The organism is Bacteroides mediterraneensis, assembly GCF_016900355.1.
Lineage (GTDB): Bacteria > Bacteroidota > Bacteroidia > Bacteroidales > Bacteroidaceae > Phocaeicola.
The window spans coordinates 1-17969 of the sequence record NZ_JACJKA010000005.1 but is presented as its reverse complement, the minus strand read 5'-3'; the positions used below and the strand labels follow the sequence as shown (position 1 = coordinate 17969).

The following is a 17969-nucleotide window of genomic DNA, read 5'->3' as shown; positions in this document are numbered from 1 at the left end:
TGGGCATTTTTTTATTCTTCACATTTAGCTCTATATACGGTAAGACATCCGTCCGGGCACACAATGGCGCACGAAGAGCATCCGTTGCAGGTATCTTCCACTACCTGCTGTACATAAGTATATCCTCTTTGATTAACTTTTGGGGTGAGTGACAGTACGTGCAACGGGCAAGCCACCACGCATAGGTTGCATCCCTTGCATCGTTCTGTGTTTACTACAACCACTCCTTTCATTTTAGCCATAGTTCTTTATATTCTTATTGATTAAACATATCTTTGTTATAGAAGTTCAGTATATCCATCATCATGCTTCGGGCTTCTGCGGCCGGACTGTCCGGATCCAAGGAGATTGCTTCCTGGTAATTGTTCAACGCACCTTGCCAGTCACCTTTCTTTCGAAAGGCGTTCCCCAGAAGATAATAAGCTTCCGGCATGGGTGAGGAAGCGGTGAGGATTAAATCATTCAGGCAGGATATAGCGGTATCTACATTTCCTTCATTTATCAGTTGTCTGATGTGATTCAGTCGTTCATTCATGAGCTTTTATATCATATTGTAACCTTACAAAGATAGTCTTTAATTTTGTACAAGAGTCATTTTTGCGGAATAAATAGCATTTTTTTCTGGAAAAAATTTTTTTGATTAATCGTATTGAATTGATAATCATTGTTTTATTTGCCTCCTATTTTCGTTACATTTGAAAAAGATGCATAATTAACTATCTGTCGGCTGGGAACAGATAGAGATGTGTTTTTGACTTCTTGTCAGAATCTTATTGAAAGCTTGGAAAATCTTTGAAAGTGTTGTTATTTCTTTTAACTTTGTGGTAATTTATTTATAAAAGGAACAACTAATAATTAACTTTATCAGATAAAACCATGAACAGAATTCTTCAGAAGGAACATTTTTCCGAAAAAGTCTTTAAGCTGGTCGTTGAGGCACCCTTGATTGCCAAATCACGCAAGGCCGGACATTTTGTGATTGTCCGTGTGGGGGAAAAAGGGGAGCGTATGCCGCTGACCATTGCGGAGGCTGATCCGGTAAAAGGTACTATTACGCTGGTAGTGCAGGAGGTAGGACTTTCGTCCACTCGGTTATGTGAATTGAATGTAGGTGATTATATTACGGATGTGGTCGGTCCGCTGGGAAAGGCCACTCACATTGAAAATTTCGGAACGGTGGTCTGTGCCGGAGGAGGAGTGGGAGTAGCTCCGATGTTGCCTATCGTACAGGCTTTGAAAGCTGCCGGCAACCGGGTAATCACCGTGCTGGCTGGACGTACCAAAGAGTTGATTATCCTGGAAAAGGAAATGCGGGAAAGTTCCGACGAAGTAATCATCATGACCGACGACGGTTCTTACGGACAGAAAGGACTGGTGACGGAAGGGGTGGAAGCGGTCATCAAGCGCGAGAAGGTGGACAAGTGCTTTGCCATTGGTCCGGCTATCATGATGAAGTTTGTCTGCCTGCTGACAAAGAAATACGATATCCCGACCGATGTATCCCTGAATACCATTATGGTGGATGGAACAGGCATGTGCGGTGCCTGCCGTATCACCGTGGGAGGAAAGACGAAGTTCGTGTGTGTGGACGGTCCGGAATTCGACGGCCATCAAGTGGATTTTGACGAGATGCTCAAGCGTATGGGGGCTTTCAAAGATATTGAACGGGAAGAAATCCACAAGTTGGACGAGCATCCTGCGACGTGTGAGGCGGAACCGACGGTTTCCGGGCGGGATGCAGCTTGGCGTGAGGCCTTGCGCAAACAGATGAAGCCGAAAGAACGTACGCAGATTCCGCGGGTGAAGATGAACGAACTCGACCCGGAGTATCGTTCACACAGCCGCAAGGAGGAAGTGAACTTGGGACTGAACGAGGAACAGGCACTCACGGAAGCCAAACGCTGCCTCGATTGTGCCAATCCTTCCTGTATGGAAGGTTGTCCGGTGGGTATTGACATTCCGGGCTTCATCAAGAACATTGAGCGGGGAGAGTTTTTAGAAGCGGCCCGTACGTTGAAGAAAACCAGCGCACTTCCGGCCGTGTGCGGACGTGTCTGCCCACAGGAAAAGCAGTGTGAGTCGAAGTGTATTCATTTGAAGATGGGGCATGAAGCAGTGGCCATTGGTTATCTGGAACGTTTTGCTGCCGATTACGAACGGGAAAGCGGACAGATTTCGGTGCCTGAAATCGCAGACAAGAACGGCATCAAGGTGGCGGTGGTCGGTTCAGGTCCTGCCGGCTTGTCGTTCGCAGGCGATATGGCCAAGATGGGATACGATGTGACCGTATTCGAGGCCTTGCATGAGATTGGCGGGGTGCTGAAATACGGTATTCCGGAATTCCGTCTGCCTAACAAGATTGTAGATGTGGAGATTGAAAACCTTTCGAAGATGGGAGTGACCTTTGTGAAGGACTGCATCATCGGGAAAACCCTCAGTGTGGAAGAACTGGAGGCCGAAGGTTTCAAGGGAATCTTTGTGGCTTCAGGTGCAGGATTGCCTAACTTCATGAATATTCCGGGGGAGAACTCTATCAACATCATGTCGTCTAACGAGTACCTGACCCGTGTGAACCTGATGGATGCGGCCAGTGAAGATTCTGATACTCCGGTGACCTTCGGTAAGCGGGTAGCTGTGATTGGAGGTGGAAACACCGCCATGGACTCCGTGCGTACCGCTCGTCGGTTAGGAGCAGAAAAGGCAATGATTATTTATCGCCGTTCAGAAGCAGAAATGCCGGCCCGTCTGGAGGAAGTGAAACATGCCAAGGAAGAAGGCGTGGAATTCCTAACCTTGCACAATCCGATTGAATACATTGCCGACGAAAAAGGCCGTGTAAAACAAGTGGTATTGCAAAAAATGGAGTTGGGTGAACCCGATGCATCTGGCCGTCGCAGTCCGGTACCTATTCCAGGGGCTACGGTGACACTGGACATTGATATGGCCATTGTCAGTGTGGGCGTATCGCCGAATCCGATTGTGCCTCATTCCATCCCGGGGCTGGAGTTGGGCCGCAAGGGAACCATTGCGGTGAACGAAGACATGCAGTCGTCTATCCCTACCATCTATGCGGGAGGAGATATTGTGCGAGGTGGAGCTACCGTGATTCTGGCCATGGGTGACGGACGGCGTGCCGCGGCAGCCATGAATCGTCAGCTTCAGAAGGCTTGATATTTCATGAAAAATAGCTCATAAAAAAACGCAAGGACGTTTGGGAAAAAATGTCCTTGCGTTTTCTTTTAAACGCCTTTGCGTTTTAGATAAAACGTCAAAGCGTTTGAAGTAAAACGTCCTTGTGTTTTGGATCAAACGCAAGGGCGTTTTTTGATGGGGTTACTGACGCAGCAAAGTACGGGTGATTTCACCGGTATACATGGTGTACGATTTGTTGCTGTCTGCCTGGATATTCAGTGATTTTAAGTCGTCGGCCGTCATTTTCTGGCTCATGGACTTCTTGCATTCAATGACCGCTGCCGGCTGGGTGCTTCCTTGGGCATAGAAGGTAAGCTTGTATTCGGTGCACTGTTCCATCAGGGCACTGAGTGCAATGCGGTCTTGTGCAATCAGCAGGTAGGCCACGTTCTTATTAAATAGTTTTCCGAATCCGCCCCAGTTTTCCGGTTTGATTTCGATTTCTTCTTCGTTGGCGGTCAGGGTGATGCGTCCGTTCTGTAGCTGGCTGCTCCAGTTGGCAGAAAGGTCTGTTGCACTCACTTCTTTCAGTTCGCCATTCTGGGCTGGAGTTAGAGTTTGTGCTGGTACTACAGTGGGTGTGGCGGTTTCGTTGGCCAGTACTTTCTGTCCCAATGCGTCGGTAGCCGATTGGAAAAGCTGGTCTTTCAGGTCAATGGTTTCGCGGCGGAACTTTCCACAGATAGGAGCCAGTTTGGTTTTCTTTTTGTTCAGTGCCATGTCGTCGGTAATCCATTCCTCGGCCGTGTATCTCTGTCCTCCGTCACGGTTTTCATCATACCAGTAACGGATACGGGTCATGGTCATGTGGCAAATACCGTTATCTACATGGATAAGATATTGGTAATAAATACGGGTGCGGTCCAGCGAAAGGGCAGAAGAGGAGAATACAATGTATTCTTCAGCTGAAGCGGCAATGTCACCTTCTTGCTCGTTGGTGTAGACCACCCGGCTTTGCAGTTTGTCTTCAGGTTTGAAACGCTCGTTGGCCCAGTCGAGCATTTGCTGGTAGAGTTGTTCTTTGGAGAGGGAAGGGGCCTTGATGTCATGGGTGAAGGTTACTTTCCCGTCTTCCAGTGTAATGGCTCCAGCCAAGTACTTGGGATCTGAATTGTCTTTTTTATCTTTGGCCATTCCCAATAAAGGCAAACAGGCCAATAGAATGAATAATAGTTTTTTCATGATTGGTATAATGGTTTATATTTTATTTTTGGTGAATATAGTCATTCCTGACATATTGCTCGTAAAGATAGGTATTTTTTTTTCTGCTGCATGCACGAATCAGGTTTCTTATCATTTTTTTACGGGAATCTGTCATTCTGACATTTATAGGTCGGCAAGCCGAAGTCTTGAGTGTGGATGCGGGTAAAGGTATGAAATTTGTGGAATTTCCACAGAGTAAAAATGGTGAATAATATGAGTACGACAAATACCGGACGAGTGATAATTATGAATTTTACGAATGTGTACAAGTGGGAGCGTTTTTCTCATGACCGGAACTATATATGGCTGGATTGTACGCATCTGGAGGGTACGGAATGTTATTGTGACAGGGAGAGTGCAGAAGCCCTGAAGCAGTTGATGGCAGATTATCCGGCGGAGGCTATCCATTTCATCGACTCGGGTAATTATCATTATCTGACGAAGTTTTGGACTGATAAGCTTCAAAAACCTTTTTCCTTGGTGGTATTTGACCATCATCCGGATATGCAACCTCCTCTCTTCGAGGGTGTCATCTCTTGCGGAGGATGGGTGAAGGATGTGATGGACACCAATCCTTATTTGCGGAAGGTTATTTTAGTCGGGGTTTCGGAGAAATTGAAAGAGGCTATTCCGGAGACGTATCGTGACCGGGTGATTTTTTATGGTGAGCACGAACTTTCGCATGAAGAGGCTTGGAAACGTTTCTCGGCCCAGCATGTAGAAGGTCCGGTCTACCTGTCGATTGACAAGGATGTGCTGGATGCTCGCTCCGCTGCTACCAACTGGGACCAGGGACTGCTTTCGCTTCCAGAGCTGGAGCAGCTGTTGTCTGTGGTGTTACATCATGAACAGGTAATCGGCATTGACATTTGTGGTGAGTGCTCCACTACACTGGATATATTCAAGGAAAATCAGGAAGTGGCGCTCGACAGCAGGGCGAATCAGGAGTTGTTGGACTTCTTTCGGCGAAACCGACCTCAGGAATAAAAAAATCCCGTTTCCAATCGCGTGGATGGAAACGGGATTTTCTATATCGTCTCAATGCATAAGACTTTTTACCGAACCGGCATCTTGTCAATTCGTGCCTGGTGACGTCCGCCTTCAAAATCAGTCGTAAAGAATTCCGTCATAATCTTGTCGGCCATATTCTCGTCGATGAAACGTCCCGGCATGACCAATACGTTGGCGTCGTTGTGCTGTCGGGCCAGGTGGGCAATTTCCGGAATCCAGCAAAGTGCCGCACGGATACCCTGATGCTTGTTCAGCGTCATACTGATGCCTTCTCCGCTTCCGCAGATGGCGATACCCGGATAGCATTCTCCGTTTTCTACCGCCAAGGCCAACGGATGTGCATAGTCGGGATAGTCGCAACTCGCGGTAGAGTAGGTGCCGAAGTCCTTGTATTCCCATCCTTTGGCTTCCAGCCATTTTTTGACGTATTGTTTCAATTCAAATCCGGCATGGTCGGATGCAAGTCCTATCGTTTTCATCAGAGCATTTCTTTTACTTGTTTATATACATTTTCGGCAGTGAATCCCAGCTTCTCATCCAGCACTTTGTAAGGAGCAGAGAATCCGAATGATTCCAGACCCCAGATCTTGCCGTTGGCACCTACCAGTCCGAGCAAGTTCACTGGCAGACCGGCGGTCAGACCGAATACTTTAGCTCCTGTAGGAATGATGCTTTCCTGGTATTCCTTGCTCTGGCTGCGGAACAAGCCTTCTGACGGTACAGAAACAATACGTGTCTTGATGCCGTCTTTGTGCAGCAATTCAGCTCCAGCTACCAGTGTAGAAACTTCAGAACCAGAAGCTACCATGATGACATCCGGATTTTCGTCAGAACCTGCTACGATGTAAGCTCCCTTAGCAGCCTGTGCATAGTCTGTTCCTTCCGGCAACATGTTGATGTTCTGGCGAGACAGAATCAAAGCCGACGGAGTGTCGGTATTTTCCATAGCCAGTTTCCAGCAAACAGTTGTTTCTTCTGCATCGGCCGGACGGAGAACCAACATAGAGTTCTTTCCGTGGTGGTTTTTCAGTTTTTCCATCAAACGAATCTGTGCTTCCTGTTCTACCGGTTCGTGAGTAGGTCCATCTTCACCTACACGGAATGCATCGTGTGTCCAGATGAATTTCACTGGCAACTGCATGAGGGCAGCCATACGTACGGCTGGTTTCATGTAGTCTGAGAATACGAAGAAAGTACCGCAAGCTGCGATGACACCACCGTGCAGTGCCATACCGATGCAGCAGCAAGCCATAGTCAGCTCGGCTACTCCGGCTTGGAAGAAGGCGCCGCTGAAATCACCGTTGGTGAAGGCGTGAGTCTGTTTCAGGAAACCGTCGGTCTTATCTGAGTTAGACAAGTCGGCAGAAGCACAAATCATGTTAGGAACCTGCTGTGCCAATGCGCCCAATACAGTAGCTGAAGCATTACGGGTTGCATCGTTTGCTTTCTGCTGGATGTGTGCCCAGTCAACTTTCGGTGCGGCACCACTGAACCATTCTTTCAGCTGTGCGGCTTTTTCCGGATTGGCTGCAGCCCATGCAGCTTCTTCTTCATGACGGGCAGCTGCGATGGATTTCAATTCTTCTGCACGTTTGGCATAGAGTTCTTTTACGTCGTCGAAAATAACGAACGGATTTTCCGGATCGCCACCTAAGTTCAGGATGGTATTTTTGTAAGCGTCGCCACCCAGAGGAGCTCCGTGAGTCTTGCAGTTGTGCTCGTAAGAAGTGTTGTCTGCCTTGCGGGCACCCTTACCCATGATACAGTGACCGATAATCAGGGTCGGGCGTTTGCTTTCTGCTTTTGCTGCATTCAAAGCAGTACGGATTTCGTCGCAGTCGTTACCGTTGATTTCGATGACGTTCCATCCCCATGCACGGTATTTCATGGCTGTATCTTCGGTAGTTACATCCTTTGTTTCAGTAGACAACTGGATTTCGTTGGAGTCATAGAACATAATCAGGTTGTCCAGTCCCAGGCATCCGGCAATACGTCCGCTGCCCTGAGAGATTTCTTCCTGGATACCTCCATCTGAAATATAAGCGTAGATTGTTTCTTTAGCAAAAGTAGGATTGCCTGTGCGGGCAGCCAGGAATTTGGCAGCGATGGCAGCACCTACCGCAAAGGTATGTCCCTGTCCGAGCGGACCAGATGTGTTTTCAATGCCGCGCATTACGTCTACTTCCGGATGTCCCGGAGTAGGAGAACCCCACTGGCGCAGTTGCTGCAATTCTTCCAATGTGAATTTTCCGATAAGTGCCAATTGTGAGTACAACATCGGAGACATGTGTCCCGGGTCGAGGAAGAAACGGTCACGTCCTTCCCATTTCGGGTTTTGAGGATCATATTGCAGGAACTCAGAGTACAGTACATTGATGAAATCGGCTCCACCCATTGCGCCTCCGGGATGACCGGATTTTGCTTTTTCAACCATTGATGCAGCTAAAATACGAATATTATCAGCGGCATGGTTCATTACTTGTTTACTGTTCATATTATTAATTTTTTAATTTATATGCTACATAAAGCAGCCACTACTATTGGCGCCTGCTTCTTGAATTTATGAGCAAAGGTATGACATTTATATGTAAATTACAAAGTGGAAGTAACTTAATTTATTTCACACTTTTTTACTTCTTGTATTTTACTGCAGCCTCTTCTACGGGCAGACAAGCCTTATATTTTTCAATGTAGGCATTGAATCCGGCCACGTCTTCCGGGGTAGGAGATACTTCTACACCGGCATTGCCTGCAAATACCTTTTCGTCGAGGAAGTCGGCTAAAGACTGCTTCTTGTCATTATTTACCAGATAAGACCCCAGCAGGGCGATACCCCATGCACCACCTTCACCGGCTGTTTCCATAACGGAAATCGGTGAATTGATGGCTGCAGCCAATACACGCTGGCCTACACCTTTGGTGCGGAACAAACCACCATGACCTGTGATGCGGTCTACTTTAATCTTTTCTTCATTGAAGAGGATGTCATTACCAATTTTTAATACGCCTACAGAAGCATACAAGTGAGCACGCATAAAGTTAGCCAAATTGAATTTGTCGTTGGCTGTACGTACGAACAACGGGCGTCCTTCTGTCAGTCCTGTGACAGGCTCACCTGAGAAGTAGTTGTAGGAAATCAGTCCGCCGCAGTCGGCATCGCCTGTCAATGCGTTGTTGTACAGCTTGCCGAAAATCTCATCCATGTCGACCGGCATACCCATCAGTTCCTGGTATTCCTTGAACAGGTTGACCCATGCATTCAAATCGGAAGTACAGTTGTTGCAGTGTACCATGGCTACCAGACTACCGTCGGGAGTGGTGACCATATCAATCATTTCATACGGTTTTGACAGGTCTTTTTCCAGTACAATCATAGAGAACGAAGAAGTACCGGCTGATACGTTACCAGTCCGCTGTTTTACGGCATTGGTAGCGACCATACCTGTACCTGCATCTCCTTCTGGAGGACATACAGGAATACCTGCTTTCAAGTGGCCTGATACATCCAGTTTCTTGGCTCCTTCTTCGGTCAGGTAGCCGGCATTTTCTCCAGCCAGCAAAACTTTAGGCAGGATGTCGGTAAGTTTCCAACTGAAGCCATAAGGAGCGACCAGCTTGTCGAATTTAGCCACCATTTCGGCAGAGTAGTTCTTCGTAGCTGGGTCGATAGGGAGCATACCGGATGCATCACCGATACCCAGTACCTTTTCACCGGTAATCTGCCAGTGTACGTAGCCTGCCAGGGTAGTCAGGAACGTAATGTCTTTTACGTGTTCTTCCTTGTTCAGAATGGCCTGATACAGGTGAGAAATACTCCATCTCAATGGAATATTATAGACAAATAGTTCAGATAATTCAGCAGCTGCTTTTCCGGTGTTGGTGTTTCTCCAAGTACGGAACGGTACCAGAATTTCGGCCTTGTCATTGAAAGGCATATAGCCATGCATCATGGCGCTGATACCGATGGCGGCCAGTGTTTCTATTTCTATGCCATATTGTTTTTTTACGTTAGCGCGAAGATCGGCATAGCAATCTTGTAGTCCAGCCCAGATGGCTTCAATGCTGTAGGTCCAAAGTCCGTCTACCAACTGGTTTTCCCAAGTATGGCTACCTTGTGCGATGGGTTTGTTTTCCTGGTCAATCAAGACAGCCTTGATTCGGGTGGAGCCGAACTCAATGCCCAGAATGGCTTTGCCTGCCTCAATGGTTGACTTAGCATCTGATTTCATATCAAAATCAACAATTTAAAGTTAAGAAATAAAGCAATATTAAAAATTAAAAGTGCTGCCAGAAAGAAGTATTCTGTCCAGCACTTTTAATGGATACTGACAAAGTATTAGCAGAGTGCTTTGTTCAGCATATAGTAAACTTCGTTCATGCGAAGTTCTTTCTTGAATTCACCGATGGTAGTGTCTTTGTTGATGTGTACCATTTCGATGCCGGCGATTTCAGCATAGTCTTCCCAGTATTCTGCAGTCAGGTCGTATGAGAAGCAAGAGTGGTGAGTACCACCGGCCAAAATCCATGCACCTGCACCGATTTCGAAGTTAGGCATCGGTTTCCAGAGTGCAGAAGCAACCGGCAATTTAGGCAGCGGTTTCGGTTCGATACATTCTACGTCGTTTACAATCAGACGGAAGCGGTTGCCCAAGTCTACTACAGTAGCTGTACATCCTGTACCTACCTTAGAAGTGAAGACAAGACGTGCAGTTTGGCTCTTGCGAACACCGATACCTAGGAAGTGTACTTCCAGACGCGGTTTCTTGGCAGCAATCATCGGGCAAACTTCCAGCATGTGTGCCTGCAGGATAGCGCTGTTTTCACCGTCGAAGTTCAGGGTATAGTCTTCCAAGAAAGAGCAGCCGTTAGGCAATCCTTGATTCATTACCCATACTGTACGGTACAAAGCTGCAGATTTCCAGTCACCTTCTGCACCGAAACCGTATCCTTCTGCCATCAAGCGCTGTGAAGCCAGTCCCGGAATCTGATCGAAGTGGCTGCCGTCTGTTTGGCCCAGGTCGTCGAAGTTAGTAGTGAAACCTTTGGCACCTTTTGCTTTCAGGATGGCACGCAGAGCCAATTCAGCTTTGGCTGAGTTCCATACTTTCTGGTATGCTTCAGTAGATTTGTCTTCCAGTTCCGCATCGTGGTCGTATTCGCTGAAGTAAGTTTTTACCAATGCATCTACATCTTCATCTTTTACAGCTTTGTGATATTCCATCAGTTCGCTTACCGGACAGTAGTCTACATGGTATCCCATGCGCTGTTCAGCTTCTACCTTGTCACCGTCGGTAACGGCTACGTTGTTCATCTGGTCGCCGAAACGGATGATCAGCATATCCTGAGCGTCAGCCCATGCGGCACATACACGCATCCAGACAGCGATCTTCTTCTGAGTAGATTCTTCTTTCCAGTAACCCACTACTACTTTACGACGGATACGCATACGAGTGCAGATATGTCCGAATTCGCGGTCGCCGTGAGCAGACTGGTTCAAGTTCATGAAGTCCATGTCCATTGTGTCCCATGGAATTTCCTTGTTGAACTGAGTGTGCAGGTGGAGCAACGGTTTCTTCAACTGCTGCAAGCCGTGAATCCACATCTTGGCTGGAGAGAAAGTGTGCATCCAAGTGATGACACCGATACATTTTTCGTCATTATTGGCTGCTTTGAATACGGATTCTACTTCTTTTGAAGAGTTGGCTGTACCTTTATATACCACTTTCACAGGCAGTTTGCCGCTGGCATTCAAACCTGCTACCATTTCGTTACTGTGTGCGTCTACTGCGATGACTGCATCGCCTCCGTAAAGGAGCTGAGCTCCGGTTACGAACCATACTTCATATTGGTCAAATGTGTTCATAGTGATTTTATTTTATAATTAATTGGTTGGCGTTATAGAGTTAGGTTTATTTTTTCTTTTGTCCGTAGTAAGCGTTCGGACCGTGCTTGCGGCTGAAGTGTTTCTCAATCAGCAGCGGGTTCATAGTCAGGCGTGGGTTGATGGCATAAGCAATGCTGGCCATTTTTGCGACCTGTTCCATGACAACGGCATTGTGTACAGCATCGTGTGCATCCTTACCCCATGCAAAAGGTCCGTGATTCTTTACCAGCACCCCTGGAGTGTGTACCGGATTCATGCCTTCAAAGCGTTTCACAATGACATTTCCAGTTTCCAGTTCGTAAGCTCCCTTCACTTCTTCTTCCGTCATGTCGGCCGTGCAGGGAATTGCTTCGTGGAAATAGTCTGCATGAGTAGTGCCGATGTTCGGAATGTCGCATCCGGCTTGAGCCCATGCAGTGGCATATGTAGAGTGGGTATGTACCACTCCTCCAATTTCAGGGAAAGCTTTATAGAGTACCAGATGGGTCGGAGTGTCGCTGGAAGGGCGCAAGTCGCCTTCTACCACATTTCCTTCCAAGTCTACTACTACCATATCATCGGCTTTCATTTCATCGTAAGATACTCCACTGGGTTTGATGACTACCAGACCACTTTCACGGTCAATGGCTGACACGTTTCCCCACGTAAAAATCACCAATCCGTGCTTCACCAAATCCAGGTTTGCATGGAATACTTTTTCTTTTAGTGCTTCTAACATGTGATTAAAGTTTAAATTTCGGATCTTTCTGATAAGCCTTGTCGTTGAATTTGTAAAGAGAAGCTCCTCTTCTGGATCCTGTTTTATCTATTTTATCTGTTTTCTCAATAAATCCCATTTCAGCAATGCGTTTACGGAAGTTGCGCTTGTCCATCGGTTCTCCGTAAATGGCTTCGTACAGGTTCTGCAATTGTGTCAGAGTAAACAACTCTGGCAGTAGATTGAAGCCGATAGGTGCCCTAGATGCCTTCTGTCGCATGATGGCACGGGCCTTTTCTACCATTTCGTTGTGGTCGAAAATCAGGTCCGGAATCTCATTGATGTTCACCCAGTGGGCATTGTGCTGTTGTACCAGCTCGCGGTCGTACTCGTTGATGTTGATCAGCGCGTAATAGGCCAGTGAGATGACCCGTTCTCCGGGATCACGGTCAACGGCACCGAAGGCTCCAATCTGGTCCATATAGACATTTTCCAGTCCCGTCAGTTCGCTTAGTACCCGTTTGGCCGCATCGTCTGCACTTTCATTTTCCTGAATGAATCCTCCCATCAACGACCACTGCCCCATGGCCGGTTCGAAATTGCGTTTCAGCAGCAGTAAGTTGAGTTCTCCTTTTTCGAATCCGAAGATGATGCAGTCGATGCCGACGTAGAATTTGGGATTATGTGTATAGTATGTGGTCATTCAATCTAACTTTTTGTTCTTTCAATTGGGTTCCTTTGCACTTCTCTTATTTTTCTACTGTAAACTTGAAGATACAGTGGCTCTGGTAAGTTTGTCCCGGAGTCAGGATAACAGAAGGCCATTGTGGTTTGTTGGGGCTGTCAGGATAGTGCTGTGTTTCCAAGCAAACAGAAGCCCGCTGCGGATAGGCAATACCTTTCTTTCCTTTTACTGTGCCGTCGAGGAAGTTTCCGGTATATACCTGGATACCCGGTTCGTTAGTGTAGACTTCCAAACTGATACCGTTGGTTGGGCAGGTCAGTTTAGCTGCTACTTGGCTGATATCACCTTTTGTTTTCAATACCCAGTTGTGGTCGAATCCGTTGCCGAATTTCACTTGCTCGTTGCTGAAGTCGGTCACTGATGGGCTGATAGTTTTCGGTGTATTAAAGTCGAACGGAGTATCTTTCACTGCCATCATTTCACCTGTGGTCATGAAGGTACTGTCTACCGGAGTGATGCTGTCGGAAGCTACATAAAGGATGTGGTCGGTAGCTGGTTTTGACGGGTCGCCGCTCAGGTTGAAGTAAGAGTGGTTCGTCATATTGATGACGGTTGTTTTGTCAGTCGTTGCATCATACTGGATGTCGATGGCATTGTCAGCAGTCAGAGAGTAGGTGACATGTGCAGTGACGTTGCCCGGGAAATTGTTGTCTCCATCCGGTGATTTCATAGTCAGCACAATGGTACTGTCATTGGTTTGATTGGCATCATATACCTGATATTGCCATCCGGTAGGACCTCCGTGTAGGCAATGGCCGAAGTTGTTTGTCGGAAGTTGGATTTCCTGTCCGTCAATGGTCATTTTTCCTTTGTTGATTCGGTTAGCATATCGTCCGATGGCTGCACCGAAATCACTGGGGATATTCTGATAATCAGCAATGCTGTCGAAGCCAAGGACTACATCTGTCATCTTGCCGGTTTTGTCCGGGACCATGATTGAGACCAGACGTCCTCCAAAGTTGGTGACACAGACTTCCATGCCTTGATGATTTTTCAACGTATAGAGTTTGACAGGTTTCCCTCCCACTGAAGTTTCAAAGTTAGCAGGGTTCAAGCCTGATAATGTCAGTTCAGGTTGCTGGGCTTGTTTGGAAGCGCAACCGCTCAATACTGCAAGAATGATACTTGCCCCTAAAATAGATTTATTCATGCTTTTCATATGAAATTATTGATGTTTTTATTTGTGGTGTAAAAGTAACACTTAAAATGATTGCTTGTTCATTTTCTTCAAATGTTTTTCAACATAGAATCGATGCTTTTCGATAGTTTTTCTAAAAAAAGAGGATATACAAATTTTCTGCATATCCTCTTCCTTTATATGATGTTTGTTTTTTACGGATTACCAGAAATATGCATAGAACAATCCGCACAGAACAACTACGCCTAATGTGGCAACCACATCCCATGCATTCCAGCTTTCACGGATGGCTTTCTTGTAGTCACTCGTGAAGGTGATGGCCGCAATTTGCTCAGCTGTCGGTTTAGCAGTGAACATGGATACTACGTACATCATGATGATGATGAAGACGAGTAACCAAACTTCGAAAATCAGCCAGTTGGTCTGCCAGAACCAAGTGGTATGTTCCCAAAATGCTCCTTCCATAGTGGCTTTACCTGATTCGGTGAGTACGTTGGTCAACAATCTGAGCATACCGATGAGGAATCCTCCAATCAGACCCCATTCACCAGCTTTCGGAGTGATACGTTTGGAGAAGATACCGAGAGTAAATACAGCTACCATGGCAGGGGCAATCAGAGACTGGATATCCTGGAGGTAAGAATACAGGTTACCCATGTTCATCATGATAGGCATCCAAGCCAATCCCAAGATTACGACTACGATAGTGGCAATACGTCCTACCATTACATAGTGGCTTTCGCTCATGCCTTTCTTCATCGGTTTATAGAAGTCTTCTGTAAACAATGTCGCACAACTATTGAAGAAGGCAGCCAAGGAAGCTACCAGGGCGCAGATAAAGCCTACGGTTACAATACCTTTCACACCTGCAGGCAGGATATCTTTTACCATCATTGCGAAGGCACCGTCTGTGTCATGTGTGTTAGTGATGTCCATCACGATGTTGCTGCCAGTCTTTTGTGACAAAGCGAAGGCTACCATACCAGGAATCAGGAACATGAAGACAGGGAGCAACTTGAAATAGCCGGCTGCAATTGTACCACGGCGTGCACGTGTCATGACTTTGCGGTTGTCTTCTCCTTTGGTCTGGCCAAGTACACGTTGTACGATGTGCTGGTCTGTACACCAGTACCAGAAACCGATAATGGATGCTCCGAGGAATACCACATAACCAGGGAATTGCGGATACATCGGGTCGGCAGGATCTGTATGGAACATGTGGGTCGTACCGAAACCGTCGTGTGCGGCATTACAAGCGGCCATCATCTGCGACCATCCTTCCGAAATGCTGCCATCGCCCAAGATATTCAATCCAAGAAACAGAACAAGGAATGATCCGATAATAAGAATCGGTGTCTGGATGGCAGAGAGTGTCATGACTCCTTTCATACCACCAAAAACAGTGAAAATAGCTGTAATAAAAATAAGGCCAAGAGCTCCCCACCAGAAAGGAAGTCCAAGTAGATATTCAAAGAAGATACCACCAGTGAATGCAGTTACAGATACTTTAGTCAGCACATAAGCAATCAGGGTAATGATGGACAGCCATGAACCGGTGCGTTGTGTGTAACGGAATTTCAGGAAGTCCGGCATGGTGATGATTTTTCCCATCTTGTTATTCAGCAGCTGATAGAACGGAACGAACAACCATCCCAAAATAAGAATCATCCAGCCTTGCATTTCCCAGTGTGCCATACCCACACCGTCTTTGGCGCCTGTACCGGCCAATCCTACAAGGTGCTCAGAACCAATATTGGCTGCAAAGATGGCAGCACCGATGATGTACCAAGGTTCCCCTTTACCGAAAAGGTAGTCCTGACTGTCTGCACCTTTCATTTTTTCTTTATCCTTTTTAATTGCACGGTAAACAGCCCATACAATCGCTACGACTCCGACGGCGAGGACCAGCCAGTCGAGCCAAATAAATTCAGTTGAATTCCAATTCATAATTGTTTGTACTTTAATTATTGTGTATTGATTTCATGGTTATCAAAATATGTTTTTCTGTGTTTTCTTTTCAAAGTGTATGAATAACACTAATTCGACTGCAATATTACGGATAAGTGTAAAATTACACTAATAAAAACCCATGTTTTAGAGCATGTTTTCCTGTTTTTTTAGTCTTTCTTTTGCTTTTAACATTCGAGAAATCGGAAAAATGAGAAATCTGTTGTTTTGAATTGGGCTAGAAAAGGGAGATTGATGTCTGTGGAATTTGAATAGCAGTCAGGAATTGGTGGGTAGGGTGGAAAAGTGAGGGCAGAATGTGGTTGGGCTCATAGAGAGGAAATGGAGGGGCTATGAGATTATTATAAAAATATGTGTAATAGAAAAGCCGACTTCCCATATATATTGCAGGGAGGTCGGCTTTCTTATTTCATATTATTATGGGGCAGCTTTATTTTTGCAGCATTTGGAACAGCTTGTCCAGCTTCGGGGCCATGATGATTTCAGTCCGGCGGTTTTTGGCCCGTCCTTCAGCACTTTCATTATCGGCAACTGGCATAAATTCTCCACGGCCGCAGGGCTGTATTTGGAGGGGGTTGACTTGATATTTTTCAATCAGGATGCGGACCACGGAGGTTGCTCTGATGACACTCAAATCCCAGTTGTCTTTGAATTGCGCAGTATGGATGGGTTTGTTGTCTGTATGTCCTTCAATATACACATCTATTTCGTTTTGTTTATTTAGTACCTCTGCCAGTTTTCCTAAGGCTTCTTCGCCACGCTTGTCAAGTTTGGCGCTTCCGGATTGGAATAACAGCTTATCGGACATGGCCACATATACTTTCCCGTTTTGCTCGCGTACAGTCAATTCGTCGTTGCTGAAGCCGAGCAATGCATCCTTTACGCTGTTAAGTAGATTTTGTACTTTGGCATTCTGCTGGTCAATCATTCCTTGAAGCTCCTGAATGGTTTTCTCACGTTCATCTAGCTCTTTCAGCTTTTCTCCTAATAGCGTGTTTAGTTTTTCTTGTTCGCTCATGTTGCTGGACAATAGCTGCTGGTAATGTCGGATGGAATTTCCTTGTCGGTTTGTATCTTGCTCCAGCTGGCTTATTTGTTCACGCATTTTTTCCATTTCGTTATGGCATTCATTCAGCTGTCCTTGCAGGTTATCTCCTCTGGAAAGGGCTTCGATTCTACCATTCTCAGCAATCAGAAATTTTTTCTTTGTAACGCAAGATGTACTGCTTATCATTAGTAATCCTGCAAGTGGAAGTAAGAGGGATTTTTTCATGGTTTTGTATTTTTCTGCAAAGATAAGTCGCTTTGTGCTATGTTAGGGCAAAGTAGGTATAAATTTGTGGGCACATGTATATTTATATTAAGGTAGTTTCTTTCTTTGTTGTAGATATGGGTGGATGAAATAGAAAATCTAATTAGTTGGTGCCTCCGTGTCGTTTGTGAAATAAAGGTGTTGAAGGCATTCTATGATGAATAAAGATATGAATGATTTGCGGGTGAGATAATTCTCCGTTGCCTTTAAGTTTTCTATGTTTCCGTCAGGGGAGACGTATGTTTCCCTGCCGAGAAACGTACGTTTTCCAGAGCGGAAACCTACGTTTCCCGAGAGGAAAACATAGAAAAAGTCGGGAGTCTCTGAAAAAAATGTGCCTGCGGTGCGAGTATATATGTGCGCACGTACGCGCCCGCGCGAAATACATAATGTAGGACCTTTTCTGCCCATCTTTGGAAGCATCAAAAAATGTTCACCTGTAACCGTCTTGTTCACAGCAATTTACAAAAAATCTGCAAAAAATCTACAAAAAAGTATTGCGTAAAAGTTGCAGGAAAGGAAAAAGTGCGTACCTTTGCAACCGCTTTCGAGAGGGAGAGCCGCTGAGAATGACAGACTGACAAAGAGAGGCAGACACTTGAAGGCACTGCACCCGAGTATCTTACCTTGCAAGACGGCAAGGGAGCGAGAAAAGGATAAGCCCCGGGAGGTCACCCTGAAAAACTTTTTCGAAAAAACTTTCGGAAAAATTTGGAGGGAAAGAAAAAACGCCTTACCTTTGCAAACGCTTTCCCGCTGAAACGGGAGCTCAAGAAAAGATAGTTCTTTGAAAGACTTTAGATAAACAAACGAAGATGT

General features: G+C 46.1%; 14 protein-coding genes. 2 read left to right on the top strand and 12 right to left on the bottom strand.

Translation table 11 applies throughout. The features are described from left to right. Positions 1 to 11: 11 nt before the first annotated feature. Positions 12 to 242 carry a 4Fe-4S binding protein gene (locus tag H6A28_RS04620; protein WP_204475873.1) on the bottom strand — a complete coding sequence of 77 codons (231 nt, stop codon included), beginning with the start codon at positions 240 to 242 and terminating at the stop codon, positions 12 to 14. 14 nt (positions 243 to 256) lie between these two features. Then, positions 257 to 535, bottom strand: a complete 279-nt coding sequence (locus H6A28_RS04615; RefSeq protein ID WP_204475872.1) for a tetratricopeptide repeat protein — start codon at positions 533 to 535, stop codon at positions 257 to 259. Positions 536 to 876: 341 nt separating this feature from the next. Between H6A28_RS04615 and H6A28_RS04610 the strand changes: the two genes are divergently transcribed. Further along, entirely contained in the window at positions 877 to 3171 is a 2295-nt protein-coding gene (locus H6A28_RS04610) for a bifunctional dihydroorotate dehydrogenase B NAD binding subunit/NADPH-dependent glutamate synthase (RefSeq protein ID WP_204479091.1), read from the top strand. A 162-nt stretch (positions 3172 to 3333) separates the two neighbouring features. Here H6A28_RS04610 and H6A28_RS04605 read toward each other — a convergent pair whose 3' ends face one another. Next, positions 3334 to 4374, bottom strand: coding sequence for a DUF4468 domain-containing protein (locus tag H6A28_RS04605; protein WP_204475870.1), 1041 nt, complete (start codon positions 4372 to 4374; stop codon positions 3334 to 3336). 234 nt (positions 4375 to 4608) lie between these two features. Here H6A28_RS04605 and H6A28_RS04600 point away from each other — a divergent pair, with 234 nt between their 5' ends. Then, positions 4609 to 5382, top strand: coding sequence for an arginase family protein (locus tag H6A28_RS04600; RefSeq protein WP_239465261.1), 774 nt, complete (start codon positions 4609 to 4611; stop codon positions 5380 to 5382). A gap of 68 nt (positions 5383 to 5450) precedes the next feature. Here the strand turns inward: H6A28_RS04600 and rpiB are convergent, their stop codons facing one another. The 9 genes from rpiB to H6A28_RS04555 form a co-directional block, all read right to left on the bottom strand. After that, positions 5451 to 5885 carry a ribose 5-phosphate isomerase B gene (rpiB, locus tag H6A28_RS04595; RefSeq protein ID WP_204475869.1) on the bottom strand — a complete coding sequence of 145 codons (435 nt, stop codon included), beginning with the start codon at positions 5883 to 5885 and terminating at the stop codon, positions 5451 to 5453. Continuing rightward, positions 5885 to 7900 (bottom strand): transketolase family protein, encoded by a 2016-nt coding sequence (locus H6A28_RS04590; RefSeq protein ID WP_204475868.1) that lies wholly within the window; start codon positions 7898 to 7900, stop codon positions 5885 to 5887. The genes rpiB and H6A28_RS04590 overlap by 1 nt, the downstream gene beginning before the upstream one ends. A 136-nt stretch (positions 7901 to 8036) precedes the next feature. After that, positions 8037 to 9635, bottom strand: a complete 1599-nt coding sequence (locus H6A28_RS04585) for a xylulokinase (RefSeq protein ID WP_204479089.1) — start codon at positions 9633 to 9635, stop codon at positions 8037 to 8039. Positions 9636 to 9742: 107 nt separating this feature from the next. Continuing rightward, positions 9743 to 11269 (bottom strand): L-arabinose isomerase, encoded by a 1527-nt coding sequence (gene araA / locus H6A28_RS04580; protein ID WP_204475866.1) that lies wholly within the window; start codon positions 11267 to 11269, stop codon positions 9743 to 9745. Between the two features lie 46 nt (positions 11270 to 11315). Continuing rightward, on the bottom strand, positions 11316 to 12008 hold the full coding sequence (locus H6A28_RS04575) for an L-ribulose-5-phosphate 4-epimerase (RefSeq protein WP_204475865.1): 693 nt from the start codon (positions 12006 to 12008) through the stop codon (positions 11316 to 11318). 4 nt (positions 12009 to 12012) lie between these two features. Next, positions 12013 to 12690, bottom strand: a complete 678-nt coding sequence (locus H6A28_RS04570) for an NUDIX hydrolase (RefSeq protein WP_204475864.1) — start codon at positions 12688 to 12690, stop codon at positions 12013 to 12015. A gap of 46 nt (positions 12691 to 12736) precedes the next feature. Then, the gene (locus H6A28_RS04565) at positions 12737 to 13891 is read right to left on the bottom strand and encodes an aldose epimerase family protein (protein WP_204475863.1); all 1155 of its coding nucleotides are present in this window, start codon (positions 13889 to 13891) and stop codon (positions 12737 to 12739) included. Positions 13892 to 14071: 180 nt separating this feature from the next. After that, positions 14072 to 15817, bottom strand: a complete 1746-nt coding sequence (locus tag H6A28_RS04560; RefSeq protein ID WP_204479087.1) for a sodium:solute symporter — start codon at positions 15815 to 15817, stop codon at positions 14072 to 14074. 451 nt (positions 15818 to 16268) lie between these two features. Beyond that, complete coding sequence (locus tag H6A28_RS04555; RefSeq protein WP_204475861.1) at positions 16269 to 17111, bottom strand: OmpA/MotB family protein; 843 nt, start codon at positions 17109 to 17111, stop codon at positions 16269 to 16271. Between the last annotated feature and the right edge of the window lie 858 nt (positions 17112 to 17969).